Consider the following 19,106-nt stretch of genomic DNA (forward strand, 5'->3'; position numbering starts at 1 on the left):
CTTATATATAGCAATAGTATTTGCTGTTGTTTTACTTGCCTTTTTTGCAATACAGAACATTGTCCAGTTTTATATAAGCAATCTCTTAATTCACCTTGTTCCTTCTTACAAATAATCTAATTGAAGATGCTCCATCACACCCGCAATCAACCATTCAAAACATTATATAAGCTGGCTGTAACAGCAACGACAATATTTATCGTTTCTATTAATCAGCTTGACGCGCAACAAAAGAATTTATTTGAAGCTGTTAGAAATAATAATTTAAAAGAAGTAAGCGCATTGCTTAATGAAGGTGCTAACCCAAATGCTTATGATGATGACAGTGACAATGTATTAATTAATGCAGCTATCTATGCATCGGCAAATTGCATGAAATTACTGCTGCAACGCAAGGCGAATCCCAACCTTAAAAACAAGTATGGGCAAACGCCATTAATGCTTTGTACGCATGAACTGGACAAGATGAAATTGCTGCTGCATTATGACGCTGATATAAATGCAAAATCCAATTCTGAAAACACGGCACTCTCTATTGCATGTTCTGAATACGGGTTGTATAAAAACGTAAAATGGCTAATAGACAACGGAGCAGATGCATTGTTTAAAAGATGGGGAGGATAACATCGCTCATGCAGGCAGCAGTGTTTGCAGATACAATGACTATTCGCTTGCTTATTAAAAAAGGTGTTGATGTAAACGCAAAGCCCTGGGGATCTTCCGCCTTAATAAACGCGGCGAGATATGCAAACTGGCCAGTTGTTATATGCCTGCTTAACAATGGTGCTGATGCTGATGTGCAGGACGAAATTAATATGCCTCCAGCCTTGTGGGCTGCAGAATTTAATAATGCGAAAGTGCTGCAATTGTTGCTTCAAAAAACAAAGAATATAAATACTACCGATAGCCTTGCAGGCATGACACCACTGATGTGGGCAACCTATAATGAGCATGATAATCCGCAAATAATACAGATGCTTTTAGATAAAGGCGCATCCATAAATGTAAAAGACAAAAATGGTGAAACAGCACTTTCGTGGGCAATGAAGAAAGGTAACACAGCAACTGTTGCACTACTTAAAAAGGCGGGTGCGGAATAACATTTTTACATAGTAATACAATTCAGCAAAACAGTTATGAAAAAATACGTCATCACCGGCTTTCTTTTTGTATGCATTTTTGCTTTTAGAAAAGCTCCTGATAATGAGAAGTCTGCAGAAATTAACAGCGCCATCGGCAAAAGCCTGGTGTTATTACAAAACAGCAGTCATGAGTTTTTGGAAAATGCTGTAGTTTGTCATTCCTGTCATAACCAAGGCATCGGGGTTGTTGCATTTTCACTTGCAAAAGAAAAAGGATTTGATGTAAGTGATGGCAAAATAAAGGAGGCACTTGACAGTACCCTGAGTTGGTGGAATAGAAGTGCCAATACTCAAACGCTTGCGGAGAACTCTGATCCTGTAGCTATTACTATGACAGGCAATTATGACCTTTGAGCCTTATCAGCGAGTCATTTTGAAACTAACAAAACGCTAGACCTGCTTGCGCGAAATATCATGCGCAAACAAATGTATGATGGTAGTTGGGTAAGTCCCGGCCAGCGTCCACCGCTTGAATATTATTCTTTTACAGCCACTGCATTAACGGTAAAAAATATTCAGTCTTATATGCCTGCTGTTTTGCACGATGAAGTAAAGCAGCGCATTGCAAAAGCACGCACATGGCTTATCAACACTAAACCAGAAGCCAATGAAGAAAAAGTGTTTCAACTACTGTGGCTAACCTGGTGCAAGGCAGAGAGGGAGAAACGCTATCAGTACAATAAGTCTTTGATCATTAAAGTTTGGGAAGAAGTGAAGATTCGGGTTTGGTTTTATTCAACACAGAAGTAATACTGGTAATCACGCCTGCGATATCAGAAAGATCTGCCGGAACAATCATGGTATTATTCAACTTTGCCAACTTACCAAACTCTGTCAGGTATTGCTCTGCAATGCGCAGATTTACAGCATTCATTCCGCCTTCTTCATTTATTGATAAAGCAATTTCCCTGATCCCTTTTGCTGTAGCTACGGCTACCATTTCTATTTCGGCAGCAGTACCGGCAGCTTCATTCATGCGGCGCTGTTTCTCCCCTTCAGACCGTGCAATGGCTTCCTGCTTATCACCTTCCGCCCTGTTTATTTTTGCCTGCTTATCACCTTCCGATTCTGCAATCAAAGCTCTTTTTTCACGCTCGGCACGCATTTGCTTTTCCATGGCATCTTTAATGCTTTGCGGGGGAGAAATGTTTTTTACCTCATAACGCGATACTTTTATACCCCATGAGTCGCTGGCTTTATCCACTGCTTCCACAATACTTCCATTCACGGTTTCCCTTTCTTCAAATGTCTTATCCAGTTCCATTTTACCAATAACACTTCTCATGGTGGTTTGCGATATTTGTATAACGGCAAACTTATAATTATCAATGCCGTAAGACGCTTTTTGCGGATCAATCACCTGCAGGTACAACACACCGTCCACTTCTACGGCAATATTATCTTTAGTGATACATATCTGCGGAGCTACATCAATAGCCTGTTCCTTTTGGTTTTGCTTATAAGCAATCTTATCTATAAAAGGAATAAGGATATGGAAACCTGCTTCCAATGTACGGCTGTATTTACCAAGCCTTTCAACGATGTAAGCCGACCGTTGCGGCACTACTTTAAACGTGGATAGAAACGCAATTAACAGGAAAATTACTAATCCGATAAGTATAATAGTAGATGCCGTCATAATAAAGGTTTTGTTGATTTTACAATCAATTGAATGCTTTCGTTTCCGGTAATAGTTACGTTTTCTCCTTTCTCAATGGTGTCCTCCGACCGGGCATCCCAACTGGTTCCCTTAAAGTGAACCTTACCGTTTTGACCCGGGCCAATAAATGTCTCCGCCTTGCCGGTTTTACCTAAAAATTCGTGCTCCAGTTCGGTGGAATGTTTCTTTGTCCATATTATTTTCTTCACCCACTTTCTGAATAAAAGAATAGTGAGTATGGAACTTGCCAAAAAAAGGATCAACTGCACATTGACACTCATCTCTATAAACAGGGAGAGTATGGCAACGATCCATGCGCCAACAGCAAAAAAGAAAAGGATTAACCCTGGTATTACGAATTCCAGTAAAAAACATAGTAAGCCTATAATGAACCATATCACTGCGGCATTTAAGTAACGCTCCATTTAAATAATGTTTTTATACTGAATAAGTATCAATTTCAAATGTAACTTTAAAATCGCACAGTTTTTCGGCAAGGCTAAAGAAAGAGCGGATTGTGGATAGATATAATAACAACTATTCTTCTTTAGCAAACAACTGCCATATCCCTTACCTATTGCACAAAAGTTCCCGGTGACATTGCGGCAAGATGAGGGATGTGAAGACACAAATCAGCGCAGAATGTTACGAACTTTTTTTGCTGGTGAAGAACACCAGCAAAGGCAGAATACTTATTTTTCTGTTACCTGTCCCGAAAACGCAGCGTTTAAAATGGTTCCGTTTCCGTTATCGCCGGCAAAATCAACATCGCAAAACGCAATTCTTAATTTTCCATTTACGTGTGACACATAGACATCCTGCCCGGCTTTGCTTTTAAAAAAATAGCCGCCGTACTGGCATTGCAGGTAAATAGCATTAGCATCCTGCTGGTCATTAAAAACGGGGACATTTACTGTTTTATAAATGCCATCTTTCGGCTCCACCTGACCATTATAGGAATTGAACAGGAATGTATAAGTTGGATACCCAAAACTACCGGACGCATACATTGACATACAGTTCCATACAGTGCTGTATTCTTTTGTAACGCCCAGCGCCTGTAAGGTAGGAAGCCCGTCTCCATCAATTGTATTATCAACCAAACTACAGGAAGGCGTACCCTGTTGATACTGCACATCTATATAAATACTGTCGGATAAAGCATTGCAGCCTGGTGCCGATACCCTGCAGTAATACCAGCCCGACTGATTGATAGCGATATTGGTAAATTTAATTACGTCTGTGCCATCTTCCTTTTGTTCTGCATAATTGTGTGGTCCGCTCCAGTTATAGATAAGAGCGCCATCATGCGCAAAAATGGTAAGGTTGTCACCAACAGTCGGCTTTGTATTGCTGGCAGTCAATTTCAATGTTGCAGGGCAATAGCCTTCGTCTTTTTTTGCACAGGACACCAACAATAAAATGACAGCTATGCTGTATATCCAAGTCTTCATAAGCATATATTAATGTAAAGTTATAACAGGACGTTTTGGTAATGCTGTAAATATATAAAAGCTGACAATGTATTTTTAGTTTTTATTATATATGGTAAGAAAATAAAAACGATGTACTTAAAGCGGATCAATATCTTATTCCCCTTTAGTACTGTGGGCTATCACTAATGCGGAAACACCTATTATTAAATAGGTATTTACATAGATTTTTTTCTATTCTCCTCCAATGCTTTTATATATGCTCTCATTAGTTTGGAGTATTTTGATGAGCTTGGAGTTGTATAATCTTTTTCCAGCTTTCTGTCTGTAATTGTAAATGTAGCAGACGTTGGAGTAGTTGAATAGTGATAACGGGTAGTTGTATAGCTTAAACTGTTATCAAAAATATACCTGTATTCATCTACCGGGTAATTTTCAATTTCCTTAGAGCTGATAATCTTATAAGGACCGGTATAATTTTCCCGAAAATTCTTTTTTAAGTAATGATTATATCCCCAGTTCTCAGAATGACTAACGACCAATAGTGTGTCCTGGAAAGTATTGAATTCCGGTGGAATCTGCCCGCCACCAGTTGTAAAACTCATATTTTTAACCGAGGTACTTGCAACAGCAAGGAATAAGAAAAACAGGATGGCAAGGAGTGAACACAGATTTCTGAATGGATGGAACATGTGATAAAGATTATTATTTAATAGCTGTGAAATATTTATTTGTTAGTAATGCTATAAAGCCAAAAACAGAATAGGTGAGTATATCCCAACAATCACCTGTCCCCTGGGCAATGTGATAATATTGAAGGGTTTCGAAAACAATAAAAAGAATAAGAGATGCAACTACCCAAACAAAATTGATTACTCTGCTCCAAATGATAAGTATCGTAGACATTAATGCATACGCCCATAAACCATCAGGCAGATAATTGTTTATTATTTTATGAGAACCAAATGGTTCAAATGTTAGGTAAATGAAGCTACCTGCTATAATTGGGAGTGCAATGTTTAATGTTATGTCTTGGTATAATAAAAGTCTCATGAACTAATAACTGTTAAGCTAAGATTTTGCTATTCCATAAGCAGAGCTCAAATGTATTATCCATTAATAATTGTTATTTAAATTCATTCTTTTTTAAGTAAAATATAAGCTCATGATCTTTAAATATCATAAGGCAATAGCATAAAGTTTATTTACCTTGGATATATAAACAGAATAAGTAGTTCGCCTTACGCGCCAGGCAGTTATGAAACAAATTAAATAAGTTAGCGATTATAGACAACTTTACAGATTTATATGCATGTTCTTCAAGGTATTAGCGTAGCGCACCTTGAAGTGAAAGATAAAGGGCAGATCGGAAAAGACCTGCCCTTTATCTTTCACTTGCTGTCCTACCAACCGAAAATATTTAAGACATATTACTAGTAGGTGGAACTCTCCAGTAGGAAAATCGTTTATCGCCCTTCTCCAACTTACCATATCTGCACTCTCTTACTTTCCGGCAAATACATCTTATCTCCCGGCTGTACATTGAATGCATTGTAAAAATGCGGATTGTTCATCAGCGGACTATTTACGCGCCACATAGGCGGGGAGTGCGGGTTATTATTAATCCACAGTCGAAGGAATTCATCTTTCATCTTTACCCGCCAGATGTTGGCAACAGAAATAAAGAATCGTTGATCGGGTGTAAAGCCACCCAGCTTCGCAGTGTCGTGCCCTTCTTTGGTTAGTTTAAAAGCATCATAAGCAATGGCAACACCCCCCACATCTGCCGTGTTTTCGCCAACGGTCATGGCGCCTTTCACATGCACGGTATCCAACACGGTGAACGTATTGTACAGGTCAATGACGCGCTGCGTTTTCCTTTTGAATTGTTCATAATCTTCTTTCGTCCACCAGTTTTGTACATTCCCTTCTTTGTCAAATTGTGCGCCCTGGTCGTCAAAAGCATGCGTCATTTCATGACCGATCACCATGCCAATACCACCATAGTTAAGCGCATCATCCGCATTGTTGTCGAAGTAAGGCGGCTGTAAAATACCTGCGGGAAACACAATTTCATTAGCCGATGGGTTATAATAAGCGGTAACGGTGGAAGGGGTAGTAAACCATTCTGTCCTGTCAACGGGCTTATTTAGTTTTGCCAGTTGAAACTCGTAACTGTTGGCTGCAGCCGATCTTATATTCTGGAAATGTTTGCCCTTTACAATATGTACGTTGCTGTAATCTCTCCACTTATTGGGATAGCCAATTTTTTTGGTGATGGCAAACAGTTTTTCTTTTGCCTTTTGCTTGGTGCTGTCGCTCATCCAATCCAGTTTATCTATTCTTGCAGCAAATGCTTTCTGTAGATTATTTACGAGTTCCAGCATGCGTTTCTTTGCATCTTCCGGAAAATATTTCTTAACATACAATTGCCCGAGCGCCTCACCTAAATATCCATCCACTTCACTGGCCATCATTTCGCCACGTGTTTTTTGCACCGCTTGTCCGGATATGACTTTGCTGAACTCGAATGCTGCATCAACAAAAGGTTTGCTTAGGTCATTTGCATAATTGTTTAACGAATACCCTTTCAGATAAACTTTCCAGTCGTTGATAGGAATCGTTTTTAAAAGGATGTTCAACTTATTATAATAAGCCGGTTGTGCCACATCAATAGAATCGGTCTTTGCACCCAGTTCGGCTAACACATTTGCCCATCCAATGTTGGGTTGTTGTTTTGCAAGGCTTGCAACAGCCATCTTGTTATAGTTAGCAGCCACATCGCGCAACTCAATATTGGTTCTATGTGAAGCGGCCAATTGTTTATCTATGTTATAAACAAGTTCGGCATTTTTGCGTGCTGTTACTGTATCGCTGCCGGTAAGTTGGAACAGTGTAGCCAGGTATGTTTTGTAGGCCTGCTGAATAGCGATACTGGGCGCATCCCCTTTAAAATAATAATCCCGCTCCGGCAATCCAATACCCACCTGGTAAATATGCGCGATATTGATGCTGCTGTTCTTATTATCAGGTCCAACACTAAAAGCTAAAACAGAAAGATTGTATGCCTTTGCTTCATCAGCTATAAACTTCATTACAGCGGCAACATCGCTGATGCTGTCAATGCGGGCAAGAATGGGCTTAACAAGCTCATAGCCAAGCCGGTTAATAGTATTGGTATCCATACCTGAAGCATAAAAGTCGCCCAGCTTTTGTTCAATGCTTCCTGCCGTGTTGCTGGCACGCGCCACACTATCCAGAATACCCTGCAAACGCAGGCGCTGCGGATAGTTCATAAACATGTAGGTGCCCACACCTGCCTGCGACGGTGGTATTTGTGCCGAATCGTACCACTTGCGGTTCACATACATAAAAAAATTATCACCTGGCTTTATGGAAGAATCAATGCCCTGTATAACAACAGCAGTGTTTTTATCCGAGGTGTTTTTGCAAGACGCAAACAGTAGTAATGCTGTAAAAAGAAATAGGCATGTTTTCATAAACAGGTGCTTTGTGCAGGTAAATAATTAAGCCTGTAAAGGCTTTAAATAGTACTATGCGAATATATTTTAAAATAATGCTTATTGCTGCCGAAGTTAATCCGTTCTCACTGTTTTTGGTGCAATTGTATGGCAATTAATGACAATTGAATTCTTGTGTGGCTGATGAATAGTTATAATTAGTATCGGAGCCAAAATACTGCAAGCTTAATCGTCCTCATCTTCTTTTCTTTCTTTTACAGGCAATGTCATCTTTGCCGGATAAGGCGTATCGCCATTTACCGAAAACCAGATAATACGATTTAAAAGCTCATCATTGCCGGCATCAATATGGTCAAACTGGGGTAACGAAGATAGTTTGGCATAATGCTTTGCCTTGCCCCTTAGTAATGCAGTACTTTTATTCATTTCATCCAAAGGAATTTTATTTGAAACAAATTTATAAGGTGTCTTATTGAAGTTGCCGCCAAAGCAGTCAAACATCGGAAGCGCAGTAGCATCAATAGCATTCATAGGCGGAATGCCTAATATTTGTTCAATCGTTCTCACCATACAGGTTTGGTTATAATTGGTATGAATGGTTTTGTTTAATACCGAGTAAGGACTTATAACAAAACCGGTTGTGCGGTATGCAGATACATGGTCCCATCCATCCTGCGAATCATCTTCGGTTACAAACACAGCAGTAGAATCGTAAAAGCGGCTATTGGTTACTGCTTCTATAATTTTACCAAGTGCAAGATCGTTATCCGCAACCATAGCTCTTGGTGTAGGATAACCTTCACGCATGCCCGATGTGTGATCGGATGGAAGCGCAAGAATCATCAACTGCGGCAACTGATCGCCAGGCATATTTTCATAAGCTTTCAAATCTTTAATAAAAGCATCTGCACGGAGCTGATCATTAATTTTATGTCCATCATAGCCGGGATATGTTTGAGATAATATGGGCGCTACCCTCGATATAGTAGTAACATTTTTAAACTGGAATGGTTTGCCTTCGAGGTACAAATTGTAAATATCTTTCCAGGTGTCATTACCCTGCCACTCAGGGATACAAGCTTCTCCATAAATTTTTACACTTTTACCGTGGTCAAGGGCATTGTTCCAGATAAAACCCGGTTGGTTGTAAACCAATGCATCTGTTTGCACATGCGGATAACTTTGAAACCAGGCTCTTACATTCTTTTCAACATAATCCGAAGTCATAGCCGCATCCGTCCACTGGTGCCCTTCAGCAGAAGATTTGCCCGAAGCCATATAATTATCCAGCAAGAGAAAGTTTCTTGCCAGCTTATGTTCGTTAGGTGTAACATTCTCTCCAAATGTGCATAAAGCACTACTGCCATTACCTTCACTCATATCGCCCAACACTTGGTCGTACGTTCTGTTTTCCTTAATGATATAAATAACGTGTTTAAAAACAGAAGGTTCGCCAATGCGTTCAGGTACCGGCTTAGGTGCTATGCCTTGCCTCGGCAGTTGCTGTGCAAGGTTTCTGCGAAAAAGAAGATTGGCATTTTCTACACGGGTAGTATAATGGTGCAATCCGTTGTCATCTGGCAAAGGAATAATGGATATTGTCGCTTCATCGTGATGACTGTTAAATGCACCATCCTTTCCCGGCACATGTGCACCTTCCCCTTCCAGATTGGTTACACAAAGCAGGTGGTCACTTGTAAGTGCTAAACCCGATGGATAAGCACCGGTTGGGATAAAGCCTTTTATCCTGTTATTGCCCTTTCCATTTGCAGATACTTTTGCACCAAGCGCTACAACAGCAACCGCATTATCCATTCCATTAGCAACATATAAGGTAGTTCCTGTACTGTCAATTGCAAGCGCATTTGGAGCATCGCCTATAAAAGGATTTGCCTCTCCATTTAAACGAACAGAGATAGAATCAACTACTACATTGGTATTCGTGCTGATAACAGACACGTTATCACTATTTCCATTAGACACATAAACAAAATGCTTGTCAGGGCTTGCTATGATTGCATTGGGATGTAGCCCAACCTTTACTTCCGTTACTTTATTTCCAGCGTCCAAATCAAACACAGCTACAGTTCCCATAGCCGTTGCGCCGGTACGCGGATCAATATAAACACTGCCAAAAGGGATGCCCGCCGTTTCTCCCGTTCCGGCAACCGGCACCGGGCCTGCCCAGTTGGTTACATAAGCTTTATCGTTGGTAACAGCAATGCCAAAAGGGGCCATGCCGGTAGCAACTGTCCAGATCACTTTTCTATCACGCCACCTGATTTTTACAAGCTGGCTGTTCCCACTTAAGACTACATACAAATACGTTTCGCCCCCTTCGTTGCTGATGGCTATATCGTTGGGTAGAGCCAAAGGTGAAGGCTGTACCGGTTCAAAAGAAATGGAACTATTTATTTTGCCTTTGCTTCCGTCCCATACTGCGTCAAATAAAAAAGAACGCTTTGAGGAAGGATTAGATGCACACCAGAAAACATGTGTTTCATTTCCTTCCTGCAATGCTTTAATGCCGGAATAGGTGCTCATTAAACCTTTATATGCAGCATCACCATTATAATCTAAATGGTAAAGCAACTGATTAGTATGTATATCTATAAAAGCAATGCCATACCTGTCTTCTACTGCTAACACATTGCTGCCGGGCAACAGCACACAATCAAGCGCATGATTTTCTAATGCATCGCTGCCAAAACGAACAATAGTTCCGGCAGGATCAATCAAACGGTTATAAGGCATCCTTATCATCTTCGCATCAAGCGCAGTGTCGGTTATGGAATAATGGCTGACGCCAGTGCTTGCTGAACTTTTATACACTTTTCTTGTACCGCAGGCAAAGAAGAATATGCAGCAAAAAAGCAATACTAATCCCTGGATAGTCTTAAATGAATTCCTTTTCATGGTGGTAAATTAAGAGGCTTAATTTTCTATATCATTTGTGGAAACAGGTGCATGCTGGTAAAAATAAAAAATTCTTATTTGAAGCAAACATCCTGCAGAATGTAGAAAAAAGTCTAAATCTAAAAAACAATAGAAAAAGCAGGAAGATTAGAAGTAAGGCTTACTACTATGGTAAAACGAAATATCAACGTTTTAAACATTATTAGATCAGGCTACAGCAAACATTTCTCAATTAGATGGTTTTTACATAAATGGTTCAGCTATTTAAAAACGTAAAATCATTAGTTCGATTTTCCCAGAAAACTGGCTTTTGACAGATTTGAATATCGAACTGCACAAATCAATGAAGCATTTGATGTATTCAGTATGATTAATAGGAAATTAGATATAAATGAAAACGAGACAAATCAAAACAGAATTGATTGGTCTCGTAAAGATGACCCCGACAATACAAAACTTGAACTATTTAATCCAAGCTTTGAAGTTGATGGCAGATCTCACAAATGAGTATTATCGTTAAAAAGCTGTACATCCTTCATAAGCCTTGGGGATGTCCCCTGTTTGAAAGTGCTGGAGATCATTAGCATCCCACCTGTAACCAGCAATGAGCGCGACGTGCATAGAAAGCAGTGGTATAATTTTCTTTGGACAGTAGAAGGTATCAGCACTTGTTGGGTTCAAGCGTGCACAAAAGAAGCTTAACAGAAACATGGCTGCTGAATAGCTTGTGTGTTTAGGGGGAATATGTTTTGTGTATTGATCTTTAACTTAAAGCATTTTGCTTTGGTGGAAGTTATGTGCGGAGGCTTGTAAGAAAATGCTTTTAGTTGTGTAAAAATACTTACTGATTAGCTCCGTTTATGGCTGAACATGAAGTAATTTTCCTGTTCCAGGATGCACTCCCTTTTGCCGGATTGCTTAAAGTTTTCACAGCGCTGAAAAAAAGATTTGGTAGTATAAAAGTTCTCGTATTATCTTTGCCTAACGGTGTTAAATTATTTTACACCTCTATAAAATGGCAAGTAAGGATCGCATACAAAAATTAAAAGATGACACAAGGTGCAATATCCTTGCTGCCTCCCTTAATATAGTTAAGGAAGAAGGATGGTCATCCTTAAGTATGCGTAAAATTGCTGACAAGATAGACTACACTGCTCCTATCATTTACGAATATTTCAATAATAAGGAGGCTCTGCTAAAGGAACTTACCCGCATAGGTTATATCAAGCTGGCAAATGAGATAGAAGAAGCCAGAGATAAGTTCACTGATGCCGCTGAGCAATTGGAAGCCATGTGGATGGCGTACTGGAATTTTGCTTTTAAAGAAAAGGAGCTATACCAGATAATGTTTGGCATTGAGGCAAACTGCTGTGTTGGAAATCCGTGTAGCGAGGTGCAGCGGGCTAGTAACTTACTATGGGATAAGATAGAAGAAATCGTGCCTGCAGATAAAAGGACAGAAGAATACATAGATACCAAGTATTACACGTTCTGGTCGGTGGTGCATGGTTTGGTATCGATTAATATGACCAGGCAGTTAGCAGCAGGGAATAACGAGCAACAGTGGGGCAAGGACATTAACAAGCAGGTGTTAAAGGACGCATTAGAAGGAATTATCAGTTCTATAAGGCGATAATTTTTTTTACCCTGTAGTTAACGGCGTTAGATAATTTAATAATGTTATAATCTCAAATAATAATAATGTATACAAATGTAACAGTTGGAAAACTGTTTTTTTTAACCTCATTACTTAACACCGTTAAATAATTTATCGCTATGAAAAATTATATCTTTTATGTTGCCTTTCTCTGTTTAACTGCCTGGGCAGGCAATCATCTAAATACAAAGGTTCCGCCACCTTCACCACTTCCTGCTGTAAAATCAGATTCGAGTTCTATTACCAAACTGCAGGAATATCCTGCTGCTGTTTATACCAGAGCTTATATACATCCGCAGTAAATGGCTTTTTCAAAAACAATCAGGAGGATGGCACTCCATCCTATTAAGATCGTGATTGTTTAATCCATAACGTTTTATAAACCAATTCAAAATTTATGTCAGCACTATTTACCTCTGCAAAATTCCCTTTCCTAATAACCAAATTGAATAACATTATGAAAAAGTACTTCTTATACGCAGCAATCCTTTATCTCGCTGGCTGCACCAGTAAAGCCAGTAATTTACCGGCGCCACCCCCACAATCTTTACCTGTTGTAACATTAAATTCAGGTTCTGCTACTACCTGGCAGGAATACCCCGCTACGGTACAGGGAAGCGCGAATATTGAAATCCGCCCACAGGTAAGCGGCTATCTCGAAAAGATATATGTGCAAGATGGTGCATGGGTTACCAAGGGACAGCCCCTGTTTCGCATTAACAGCAAAGAATACAGCCAGTTTAGCAACAGCGCTGCCGCCAATATACAAGCAGCAAAAGCGGCTGTAGAGAAAGCACAGGTAGAAGTGGACAGGCTGCAACCTTTAGTTGATAACAAGGTAATTGCCGACGTGCAGTTAAAGACAGCCCAAGCCATTCTTCACCAGGCACAGGCTTCCTACACTCAGGCAGTCTCCGGTAAAAACAGCGCGGATATTACATTAGGTTTTACGCTGATTACTGCACCGGTAAGCGGCTATATCGGTCACATTAACTTCAAACAGGGCAGCCTTATTGGTAAGGGCGAAACGGACCCGTTAACCGTAGTAAGTGCAATAGATAAGATGCATGCTTATTTTTCAATGAGTGAGGCCGACTTCTTCAGATTCTTTTCAAATGTGCCGGGCAAAACAGCGGAAGAAAAAATCAAAAATATTCCTCCGGTTGACCTTCAACTTGCAGATAACAGCATCTACAACAGCAAGGGTAAAGTGGAACTGGTGGAAGGTCAGTTTGACCCTAACTCCGGCAGTATTAGTTTTAGAGCAGTTTTTCCTAATGCTGATAAATTATTACGTTCCGGTATTACGGGCAGAGTACGTATTCCTTTCTACCAGGAAAATAAATTACTTGTACCGCAACAGGCTACCTACGAGCTGCAGGATAAAGTATATGTATTTGCTTTAAGTGATAGCAACAAAGTGGTGAGTAAGCAAATTACCATAACCGGCAAAAGCGAAGGCAACTACATAGTAGCCAATGGCGTTACCAACGGTGAAACCATTGTGTACAGCGGCTTGCAACGTTTGCGTGATGGTGCGGTGATTACACCACAAAACATTTCACTCGATAGTGTGCTGCATCAGGCAGTGGCTGTCAGAAATTAAAAGGTGAAAGAATTTAAATGATGAATGCTCATTATGAATAGCACTTAATTCATTCTCTTTTAACTACACAACACAATTCTAAGATAGCAAGTTGAACCTATTTTTTTCAGCATACATGCTGACAGGGCATCTTTTGTCCTAAAAATGGCCAAACTCCAATAACAAACTCACACAATAAATCTTTTTATGCTCCAGAAATTTATTGAACGCCCCGTCCTCTCCACCGTTATTTCCATACTGCTGGTATTGATGGGTATTATTTCTCTCACCAGGCTGCCTATTACGCAGTTCCCGGATATTGCGCCGCCGGCAGTGCTGGTAACCGCGGCTTACCCCGGCGCCAGTGCCGAAGTAGTGGCGCGCTCAGTAGCTACGCCGATAGAAGAAGCCATTAACGGCGTGGAGAACATGACCTACATGACCTCCAACTCCAATAACGATGGCACAATGACGCTAAGTGTTTTCTTTAAGGCGGGTACTGATCCGGATATCGCTTCGGTGAACGTGCAGAACCGTGTGGCAAAAGCCAGCAGTCTTATTCCGCCGGAAGTATTACAGGCCGGCATTACCACGCAAAAACAGCAAAACAGCATTATAATGGCTATTGCGCTGTATAGCAAGGATACTGCCTATGATGAAACTTTTTTACAGAACTATGCCAAAATCAACATAGTACCGGAGATACAGCGTGTGCATGGCGTAGGACAAGCTACGATATTTGGCTCTAAAGATTACGCCATGCGTATCTGGCTAAAGCCCGACCGCCTGGCTGCCTACAGTTTGTCTGCACAGGATGTGCTGGCTGCTGTAAAAGAACAAAACCTGGAAGCTGCACCCGGCAAGTTTGGCGAAGGCAGCAAAGAATCTTTTGAGTATGTAATAAAATACAAAGGAAAGCTGAGTAACAACCAGGACTATGAGAACATCATTTTAAAAAGCAATACCGATGGTTCAACGATACGGTTAAAAGATGTTGCAAGGGTTGAATTAGGCTCATTCAACTACAGTGCTGTTGCTTCGGTAGACAAAGGTCCGTCAACAGGTATTCTCATCTATCAAACTGCAGGCTCCAATGCCAACGATATTTTGACGGAAGTAAATTCCATCATGGAAAAGGTAAAGAAGGATTTGCCTAACGGCGTGAATGTGTTTGTGCCCTACTCATCCAAAGAATTTCTGGATGCCTCCATTGAGAAAGTGAAACATACATTGGTGGAAGCTTTTATACTGGTGTTCATCGTAGTGTTTCTTTTTTTACAGAATTTTCGTTCTACACTTATACCGGCAATTGCAGTGCCTGTGGCAATATTGGGTACTTTCTTTTTTATGCAGTTATTTGGTTTCACCATCAACCTGCTTACCTTATTTGCGTTGATACTGGCAATCGGTATTGTGGTAGATGACGCGATTGTGGTGGTAGAAGCAGTGCATACAAAAATGGACAAGGAGCATTTACCCCCAAGAGCGGCTACCATTAAAAGCATGAGTGAAATATCCGGCGCCATTATTTCTATTACGCTGGTGATGGCTGCCGTGTTTGTTCCCGTTGGCTTTATGCAGGGACCAGCCGGTATCTTTTATAAACAGTTTGCCTTTACGCTTGCAATTGCTATTCTGATCTCAGCAATAAATGCGCTGACATTAAGCCCGGCACTGTCTGCCTTATTTTTAAAGAACAATCATCATAGCAATAATGGTGTAAAACCAACAGGTTTTAAGAACAGGTTCTTTCATGGCTTTAATGCAGGTTTTGAAAACCTCACCACCCGGTACAGCCGCAGCCTCCGGTTTTTAATTAAAACAAAATGGGTGGCTTTGACCGGACTTGCAGTCATTACCATTGCCACTGTGATCATGGTGAACAAAACACCAACAGGTTTTATACCAACGGAAGACCAGAGCATTTTCTTGTATTCATTAAACATGCCTGCAGGTGCTTCGCTGGAGCGCACTCAAAAGGTGGTAAAAAGTGTTGATAGTATTATCGGCACCGTTGAAGCGGTAGAAAAATCGTACAGTGTTGCAGGTATGAATATCATTACCAATGCATCGAGCCCAATCAGTGCATTGGCATTTGTAAAACTGAAGAAACCGGGCACCCGCGGGCATACGGAAGACATCAATAAAATACTGGGAGAAGTCAATCAAAAACTGAGTGTTATTTCCGCTGCGGATCTTTTCACCTTTACGTTGCCTACGGTACAAGGCTTTGGTAATACCAATGGCTTTGAACTGATATTGCAGGACAGAACAGGCGGTAAGCTGGAAGACCTGAGCAATACCGCTTATGGCTTTATAGGTGAGCTGATGAAACGTCCCGAGATCATGTATGCCTTTACAACCTTCAATACAGGCAATCCGCAATATAAACTGAATATAGATGAAACAAGAACCAAGCAATTAGGTGTTTCTATCAGTGATTTGCTGCAAACATTACAGGTGTATTATGGTAGTTACCAGGCATCCGACTTTAACCGTTTTGGTAAACAATATAAAGTGATACTGCAATCGGATATTGCTTACCGGATTGATCCTTCCACTTTGAATAACGTACAGGTAAAAAATAATGCAGGGTTAATGGTTCCGGTAAAATCGTTGGTCAGTCTGGAAAAAGTGTATGGTCCGGAAACAGTAACTAGAAATAATTTGTTTAATGCGGTTACAATCACCGGCGTGCCTAAACCGGGCTACAGCTCAGGACAGGCATTAAAAGCAGTACAGGAAGTAGCCGCTAATTATTTGCCGCGTGGCTATAGTTACGAATGGGGTGGACTAACAAGGGAAGAAGAACAGTCTGGTTCACAAACCACCTGGATATTTGTGATGTCACTCATATTTGTGTACTTTTTATTAGCTGCTCAGTACGAAAGTTATATCCTTCCACTGGCAGTGATATTGTCTGTACCAACTGGCTTGTTAGGTGTATTCGCCTTCATCAATATAAGCGGTATTGAAAACAATATTTATGTGCAGGTAGCCATCATCATGCTGATTGGTTTGCTGGCCAAGAATGCTATACTTATTGTAGAATATGCCGTACAAAGAAGAAAAGCAGGACTTACTATAAGGCATGCAGCCATCGAAGCAGCAAGGTTACGCCTCCGCCCCATACTCATGACTTCTTTTGCATTTATTGCAGGACTTATTCCTTTACTTACAGCAACAGGCGCATCAGCAATGGGCAACCGTTCCATTGGTACCGGCGCTGTAGGTGGTATGCTTACCGGCGTGCTGTTGGGAATTTTCATTATTCCCGTACTGTACGTCATCTTCCAAACCTTGCAGGAAAAGATAAGCCCTAAGAAAACTATAAAGCAGGATGAATCAAACATAATGCAACCAGCATATATGAATTAAACAAATACTATTCAATTAATTTACCATGAAATCAGTAATCATAATATACATCACCGCATTAATCATGTTATTTACCACTGGATGCAAAGTTTCAAAGGACGTGAGCCTACCTGCCAATGCAGCACCCGCTGCATACAGGAATTCAAATACGGCAGATACCTCCACCATTGCAGATATCCGGTGGAAACAGTTTTTCAATGAGGAGAATCTTCAGCACCTGATAAATAGCGCTATTACCAATAATTATGATATGCAGGTAGCGGTAAAAAATGTAGAAGCAGCGCAACTAATCGTGAAGCAAAGCAGGTTAGGTTATTTGCCTCAGGCAAGTTTGCAGGTAGCAGGCTCTATCAACCGCCCTTCCGATGCCAGTTTAAATGGGTTAAGTTTGAGCAAGTTCGTTGGTAAATCTTATATAGAAGATTACTCCGCAAGTGCTGTACTTAGCTGGGAGGCGGATATATGGGGTAAGATAAAGAACCAAAAAGACAAAGCATTGGCAGCCTATCTGCAAACAATAGAAGCCAGGAAGGCAATACAAACTGGCTTGGTGGCGTCTGTTGCACAGGGCTATTACAATTTGCTGATGCTGGATGCACAAATAGCTATTGCGAAAAAAAATTTATTACTTAACGATAGTACGCTGAATATTATCAAACTGCAATACAATGCAGGGCAGGTAACAGCGCTCGCTGTAGAACAAGCAACCGCACAGCGTTTGGTAGCAGCACAATTGATTCCGCAAATAGAGCAGGACATAATCATACAGGAAGACGCATTAAGTGTATTAACTGGTGAAATGCCCGCTGCTATTAAGAGAACTGGCACCATCAGTAATATCTCGTTTACAGATCAGTTATCAGCAGGCGTTCCATCATCTTTATTACGCAACCGACCTGATGTAAGGGCAAGAGAGCTGGAACTCACCATTGCCAATGCCAATACCGGTATAGCCAAGGCAAACTTGTATCCCTCCCTGAGCATTACGGCATCCGGTGGCATCAATGCTTTCAAAGTGAGTAACTGGTTTACCATTCCGGCATCTCTGTTCACTGCTGCAGCAGCCGGAATTACGCAACCGCTTTTTCAGCAAAAACAGTTGAAAACACACTATGAACTATCAAAAGTAGAGCGAGAAAAAGCAGTAATACAATTCAGGCAATCGGTTTTGACAGCAGTAGGTGAAGTTGCAGATGCATTAGCAAAAGCAGGCAAGCTACAGGAGCAGCAATCTATTGCAGCAACCAGAGTAAACACATTGCAACAAGCTACAGGTAATGCCAATCTTCTTTTCAAAAATGGTATGGCGGATTATTTAGAAGTAATTACTGCACAGGGCAATGTGTTACAGGCAGAATTGGAACTGACTGTATTAAAGAAGGAACAGCTTGATGCCCGAATAGAGCTATACCGCTCGCTTGGCGGTGGCTGGAAATAAAACAGATGCTAAGGGTTTATGAAAATTATGGACCCACATCAGAACCCGGTAACGAACTTTTTCTTACAGTATTGGAGAAAAACCTGCTAAATGTTAATAGCAAAGAAATGAATACACCTTTCAAACTGTGGAAAAACACACTAAAAGAATACAACGATTTTTATGGTGGGAATCTCACAATCGAAAGACTTTAAAGTTGTGCATAATGTCCCGTAGTTTGCTGGTTTTACTGCCAATAATCAGGTGTATATGACTGGTCATAATGCACCAGGCATATACATCCAATCCTTTATAGCGCTGGCAAGCTTCAAACTATCCACCACAATGTTGTGGTATTTATTTCTGATAAATATATCTATCCAATACACCACTGCAAAGAAGACAAAATAAAACATTGTGTTATCGTAGAATCTGT

Annotated in this window: 17 protein-coding genes; 9 read left to right on the top strand and 8 right to left on the bottom strand. The window is 40.6% G+C overall.

The genetic code is table 11. From position 1 onward, the window contains the following. The first annotated feature begins 126 nt into the window (after positions 1 to 126). The 4 genes from FC093_RS19995 to FC093_RS20010 are packed head-to-tail and all read left to right on the top strand — an operon-like array spanning position 127 to position 1,892. Positions 127 to 624, top strand: a complete 498-nt coding sequence (locus FC093_RS19995; protein ID WP_137263589.1) for an ankyrin repeat domain-containing protein — start codon at positions 127 to 129, stop codon at positions 622 to 624. Beyond that, entirely contained in the window at positions 612 to 1,100 is a 489-nt protein-coding gene (locus tag FC093_RS20000) for an ankyrin repeat domain-containing protein (protein WP_137263590.1), read from the top strand. The genes FC093_RS19995 and FC093_RS20000 overlap by 13 nt, the downstream gene beginning before the upstream one ends. A 36-nt stretch (positions 1,101 to 1,136) precedes the next feature. After that, entirely contained in the window at positions 1,137 to 1,496 is a 360-nt protein-coding gene (locus tag FC093_RS20005; protein WP_137263591.1) for a hypothetical protein, read from the top strand. A gap of 60 nt (positions 1,497 to 1,556) precedes the next feature. Next, the gene (locus FC093_RS20010) at positions 1,557 to 1,892 is read left to right on the top strand and encodes a hypothetical protein (RefSeq protein WP_137263592.1); all 336 of its coding nucleotides are present in this window, start codon (positions 1,557 to 1,559) and stop codon (positions 1,890 to 1,892) included. On the opposite strand, the gene FC093_RS20015 is transcribed toward FC093_RS20010, so the two are convergent. The 7 genes from FC093_RS20015 to FC093_RS20045 all read right to left on the bottom strand — a co-directional run bounded on the left by FC093_RS20015 (position 1,837) and on the right by FC093_RS20045 (position 10,633). Then, on the bottom strand, positions 1,837 to 2,781 hold the full coding sequence (locus FC093_RS20015) for an SPFH domain-containing protein (RefSeq protein ID WP_137263593.1): 945 nt from the start codon (positions 2,779 to 2,781) through the stop codon (positions 1,837 to 1,839). The two genes, FC093_RS20010 and FC093_RS20015, sit on opposite strands and share 56 nt — an antisense overlap. Next, on the bottom strand, positions 2,778 to 3,227 hold the full coding sequence (locus tag FC093_RS20020; RefSeq protein ID WP_137263594.1) for an NfeD family protein: 450 nt from the start codon (positions 3,225 to 3,227) through the stop codon (positions 2,778 to 2,780). Before FC093_RS20020 ends, FC093_RS20015 begins: the two co-directional genes overlap by 4 nt. 267 nt (positions 3,228 to 3,494) lie before the next feature. Then, positions 3,495 to 4,256 (bottom strand): hypothetical protein, encoded by a 762-nt coding sequence (locus FC093_RS20025; RefSeq protein WP_137263595.1) that lies wholly within the window; start codon positions 4,254 to 4,256, stop codon positions 3,495 to 3,497. Positions 4,257 to 4,453: 197 nt separating this feature from the next. Next, positions 4,454 to 4,840 (bottom strand): hypothetical protein, encoded by a 387-nt coding sequence (locus tag FC093_RS20030; protein WP_137263596.1) that lies wholly within the window; start codon positions 4,838 to 4,840, stop codon positions 4,454 to 4,456. A 100-nt stretch (positions 4,841 to 4,940) separates the two neighbouring features. Further along, complete coding sequence (locus tag FC093_RS20035) at positions 4,941 to 5,288, bottom strand: hypothetical protein (protein WP_137263597.1); 348 nt, start codon at positions 5,286 to 5,288, stop codon at positions 4,941 to 4,943. 431 nt (positions 5,289 to 5,719) lie between these two features. Next, complete coding sequence (locus FC093_RS20040; protein ID WP_137263598.1) at positions 5,720 to 7,735, bottom strand: M13 family metallopeptidase; 2,016 nt, start codon at positions 7,733 to 7,735, stop codon at positions 5,720 to 5,722. Positions 7,736 to 7,942: 207 nt separating this feature from the next. Then, entirely contained in the window at positions 7,943 to 10,633 is a 2,691-nt protein-coding gene (locus tag FC093_RS20045; RefSeq protein WP_137263599.1) for a bifunctional YncE family protein/alkaline phosphatase family protein, read from the bottom strand. A gap of 1,015 nt (positions 10,634 to 11,648) precedes the next feature. Between FC093_RS20045 and FC093_RS20050 the strand changes: the two genes are divergently transcribed. From FC093_RS20050 to FC093_RS20070, 5 genes are all read left to right on the top strand, one after another. Continuing rightward, complete coding sequence (locus FC093_RS20050) at positions 11,649 to 12,269, top strand: TetR/AcrR family transcriptional regulator (RefSeq protein ID WP_137263600.1); 621 nt, start codon at positions 11,649 to 11,651, stop codon at positions 12,267 to 12,269. A gap of 140 nt (positions 12,270 to 12,409) precedes the next feature. Further along, positions 12,410 to 12,592, top strand: a complete 183-nt coding sequence (locus FC093_RS20055; RefSeq protein ID WP_137263601.1) for a hypothetical protein — start codon at positions 12,410 to 12,412, stop codon at positions 12,590 to 12,592. A 155-nt stretch (positions 12,593 to 12,747) separates the two neighbouring features. Continuing rightward, on the top strand, positions 12,748 to 13,896 hold the full coding sequence (locus tag FC093_RS20060) for an efflux RND transporter periplasmic adaptor subunit (protein WP_137263602.1): 1,149 nt from the start codon (positions 12,748 to 12,750) through the stop codon (positions 13,894 to 13,896). A gap of 186 nt (positions 13,897 to 14,082) precedes the next feature. Beyond that, positions 14,083 to 17,253, top strand: a complete 3,171-nt coding sequence (locus tag FC093_RS20065; RefSeq protein ID WP_137263603.1) for an efflux RND transporter permease subunit — start codon at positions 14,083 to 14,085, stop codon at positions 17,251 to 17,253. 25 nt (positions 17,254 to 17,278) lie between these two features. Beyond that, entirely contained in the window at positions 17,279 to 18,691 is a 1,413-nt protein-coding gene (locus tag FC093_RS20070; RefSeq protein WP_137263604.1) for an efflux transporter outer membrane subunit, read from the top strand. Positions 18,692 to 18,948: 257 nt separating this feature from the next. On the opposite strand, the gene FC093_RS23850 is transcribed toward FC093_RS20070, so the two are convergent. Further along, positions 18,949 to 19,086, bottom strand: coding sequence for a hypothetical protein (locus tag FC093_RS23850; RefSeq protein ID WP_170971165.1), 138 nt, complete (start codon positions 19,084 to 19,086; stop codon positions 18,949 to 18,951). Positions 19,087 to 19,106: the final 20 nt, after the last annotated feature.

The organism is Ilyomonas limi, from assembly GCF_005233845.1.
Classification (GTDB): domain Bacteria; phylum Bacteroidota; class Bacteroidia; order Chitinophagales; family Chitinophagaceae; genus Ilyomonas; species Ilyomonas limi.